Origin of the sequence: Mesorhizobium sp. M7D.F.Ca.US.004.03.1.1 (assembly GCF_003998635.1) — a bacterium.
Taxonomy (GTDB): Bacteria; Pseudomonadota; Alphaproteobacteria; order Rhizobiales; family Rhizobiaceae; genus Mesorhizobium; species Mesorhizobium loti.
Map to the genome: position 1 here is coordinate 1 of NZ_RZQG01000618.1, position 3,617 is coordinate 3,617.

The 3,617-nt window shown below is 63.5% G+C and carries 5 protein-coding genes; all 5 read right to left on the reverse strand.

Features of this window, described 5'->3' with window-relative positions; translation table 11 throughout:
• Positions 1 to 158: 158 nt before the first annotated feature.
• The gene (phnC, locus tag EN935_RS26535) at positions 159 to 1,016 is read right to left on the reverse strand and encodes a phosphonate ABC transporter ATP-binding protein (RefSeq protein ID WP_109658688.1); all 858 of its coding nucleotides are present in this window, start codon (positions 1,014 to 1,016) and stop codon (positions 159 to 161) included.
• Between the two features lie 90 nt (positions 1,017 to 1,106).
• On the reverse strand, positions 1,107 to 1,844 hold the full coding sequence (locus EN935_RS26540; RefSeq protein WP_127263206.1) for a DUF1868 domain-containing protein: 738 nt from the start codon (positions 1,842 to 1,844) through the stop codon (positions 1,107 to 1,109).
• Between the two features lie 103 nt (positions 1,845 to 1,947).
• Entirely contained in the window at positions 1,948 to 2,565 is a 618-nt protein-coding gene (locus tag EN935_RS26545) for a DapH/DapD/GlmU-related protein (protein ID WP_127263207.1), read from the reverse strand.
• Positions 2,562 to 3,269: a phosphonate C-P lyase system protein PhnL gene (gene phnL, locus EN935_RS26550; RefSeq protein WP_126070581.1), complete on the reverse strand. Its 708-nt coding sequence runs from the start codon at positions 3,267 to 3,269 to the stop codon at positions 2,562 to 2,564. The genes EN935_RS26545 and phnL overlap by 4 nt, the downstream gene beginning before the upstream one ends.
• Positions 3,270 to 3,271: 2 nt before the next feature.
• On the reverse strand, positions 3,272 to 3,617 hold a 346-nt coding region (locus tag EN935_RS26555; protein WP_127373777.1), incomplete at its 5' end, for an ATP-binding cassette domain-containing protein.

Genomic DNA, 3,617 nt, shown 5'->3' on the forward strand with positions numbered 1-3,617 from the left:
CGCGTGGGCCATGCTGGTCGCCATGGCGAGCACCGAAACGGCGCTGAAAACCATCTTCCTGAACATCTGTTATCTCTCCTGTAGGTTCCGGCCCCGCGCCGGCAGCGTTGTCGATTTTGACAGGTGCCCTTGACGTGGGCTGGCGATCCCAACCGCTCTCAATATCCCGGGAATGCGGGCTCGAGCGGTCCGGCGGATGCGGCAATCTTTCGGCTGAAGGCAACGCTGGTCGAGGTGATGGCCTCGGAGATTTCCTGGCCATTGCTGTCGGCGCCATAGACGAGACGCACGGCTTCGCGGTTGAGTTCTTCCGGCGGGCCGTCGAAGACGACCTTGCCGGCGGCCATGCCGATGATGCGGTTGCAATAGGTGCGGGCGGTGTCCAGCGTGTGCAGATTGGTGACGACGGTGATGCCTTCGCGCAAATTGATGTCCTGCAGCGAATCCATCACCACCTTGGCGTTGAGCGGGTCGAGCGATGCGATTGGCTCGTCGGCGAGGATCACTCTGGGCTGCTGCATCATGGCGCGGGCAATGGCGACGCGCTGCTGCTGGCCGCCAGACAAGGTGCCTGCGGGCTGCAGTGCGGTGCGGGCGATGTCGAGCCGCTCGAGTGCCGCGACCGCTTCGGCGCATTCGGCGCGAGAGAACATGCCGAACAGGTTGGTGATGGTCGAACGGTGGTTCAGCTTGCCGAGCAGCACATTGGTCAGCACGTCGAGGCGCGGCACCAGGTTGAACTGCTGGAAGATCATGGCGCAGTCACGCTGCCAGCGCCGCAGCGGCGAGCCGCGCAACTGGGAGACCTCGGCGCCGTCAAAAAAAATCGACCCCTGGCTGGGATCGATGAGACGGTTGATCATGCGAAGAAGGGTTGATTTGCCGGCGCCGGAACGGCCGATAATGCCGACCATCTGACCCTGCGGGATCGCGATGTTGATGTCGTTGACGGCAGTGTTCTTGCCAAATCGTCGGGTGACACCGCGAATTTCGAGCGTGGCAGAGGTTGCTGGCATGGGGGCAGGTTCCAGTCCGGACCATTGATCGTCAGGCTCTCGCCTAACGCAGCCACATGAACCTGCCGTGTCGCGATGATGTCAGTTTTGTTACGGTCCACAGGTGTGGAGTTTCGGCCGGCCCAGGACCAGCAGTTCCTCGAAGTGCTCCATGTCCCTGAAGCTGCAGAAGGCGGGGGCCTTGATTTCGACTACGGGAGCCTGCTGCTCGAAAAGTACCAGGCAATCGTCGAACAGGTCCTGCCATGCGGCGGCCCGATCATCCGCAAGACGCTGGATCTGATAGGCGAAGGTGATGTGGAAGACGTAAGCGTTGTGATCGGGATGCCGGTAACCGAACGGCACGGCCAGTGCGTCGCGCCATTGACGCATGATGCGCAAATCGTCGTCCGTCGCGCCGGCAACGGTGAGGCCGGTCGGCAGAACTTCGACCACCTTGATGTTGAATGGGCCGAAGCCCTCGAAGCCCCTCAGCCGCTCCAGATAGAGGCGGGTCATGGCGTCGATGCTGGTGTCGAGCGGCACGTCCTGCGGCCAGTAGGGCAGTCGCCGGCGATATTCGATGATGCCCTGGAACAGCGTCATGTGCAGGCTGGAGACGGGCGTGAAGGCGAGCCGGTCGGCGTCTTGCATTGCCAGCATGCGGTCGCGCACCGCAAGTACCACAGCCTCTGACGGTGAACCGGTGACGAGATGACTGACGACCGTGTTGCCGGGCTCGATCAGGAAATTGCCTGACGTGTCGTAGCGCGTGCCGAGATGAACCGGCGGCTTCGGATTTGAGCCGGCAAAGAATGCGGCGAGCGAGGGTTTGATGGAAACGGACATTGCGATCTCCAGCGAAAGGCCGCGTCCTGCCCGGGCGATGTGTCAGGGATATGAAACAGGCTCGCTCATGACGATGATGTGATCGCCTTTTCCTGGCATTGCTCTATCCGCCGTATTTCTCCAGGAAAGCCTCGGCCGACAGTTCTCGGAAATCATCGAGCGAGGCGCGCAGCCTTGCATGGTCCCAGTCCCACCAGGCGAGCGCCTGATAGCGTTCGGCCGTGCGGCGATCGAAGCGCTCTCGGATCGGTTTTGCTGGCACGCCGGCGACGATGGTGTAGGGGGCGACGTCCTTGGAGACAACCGCACCGGCGCCGACCGCGGCGCCATCGCCGACAGTGACGCCGGGCAGGATGGTCGAGCCGTGACCGAGCCAGGTGTCATGGCCGATGGTGACCCGCCTGGCGCGGCGCTGGGCGAAGAACTCGCTCTCGTGCTCTGCGTCGTCCCAATAATCCGAGGCGCGATAGGTGAAATGGTGCAGCGTCGGCCGCCAGGTCGGATGATTGGTGGCGTTGATGCGTACGCTTGCTGCAATGTTGGAAAACTTGCCGATCGTGGCGCACCAGACGGCGCAATCCTGCATCATGTAGGAATAGTCGCCGAGCTCGCTTTCCGACACCCGGCTGCGGTCGGCGATCTCGGTCCAGCGGCCGAGCGTCGAGTTCTGCACCTCCGCCGTCGGATGGACCAGCGGCGTCTCTGAAAGCTTCCTGGTCATGCGGCGATTTTTCCGGGAGCGAAAGCGGTGACGTCGATGATGCGGTCGGCAACCGCCTCGCGCACGTCGTGGTCATGGAAGATGCCGAGCAGGGCGACATCAGCCGCCTTCTTGGCGGCGATGAGTTCGATCACGACATCGCGGTTCCTGGCATCGAGCGAAGCGGTCGGCTCGTCGAGCAGCAGGATCGGATGCTCGGTGATGAAGCCGCGTGCGATGTTGACGCGCTGCTGCTCGCCGCCGGAGAAGGTCGCAGGCGGCAATGCCCAGAGTTTCTCCGGCAGGTTGAGCTGCGCCAGCAAGGCGCGTGCCTTGCCGCGGGCAATCTCGCGATCCTCGCCGCGCTCGACCAGGGGTTCGGCAACGACATCGAGCGCCGAAACGCGCGGAACGGTGCGCAGGAACTGGCTGACGTAGCCGATCGTTTGCCGGCGTATGGCCAGCACGGTGCGCGGGCTGGCCGTGGCGAGGTCGATCAGCCCGTCATCGTGCGTGACGATGATCTGGCCTTCGTCGACGGCGTAGTTGCCGTAGAGCATCTTCAAGATCGAGCTCTTGCCGGCACCGGAGGGGCCGCCAAGCACGGTGCATTCGCCAGCCCTGATCGAGAACGAGACACCGGCGACAACAGGCAATTTGATGCCGTCGCGCAGATGCATGGTGAAGCTCTTGGCGACGTCGGAGACAACGAGCGGCGTCGGCATGGTTACACCTGCAAAATGGAGGAGACGAGGAGCTGGGTGTAAGGCGCGCGCGGGTCGTCGAGTACGCGGTCGGTGAGGCCGCTTTCAACGACGCGGCCGTCCTTCATCACCATCATGCGTTGCGACAGAAGTCGCGCCACGGCAAGGTCGTGGGTGACGACGATCGCCGCGAGACCAAGATCGGTGACCAGGCCGCGTAGCAGGTCGAGTAGTCGCGCCTGTACCGAGACGTCGAGGCCGCCGGTCGGTTCGTCCATGAACACCAGGCGCGGGCCGGTGACGAGGTTGCGGGCGATCTGCAGGCGCTGACGCATGCCGCCGGAAAAGGCGCGCGGCTCGTCGTCGATG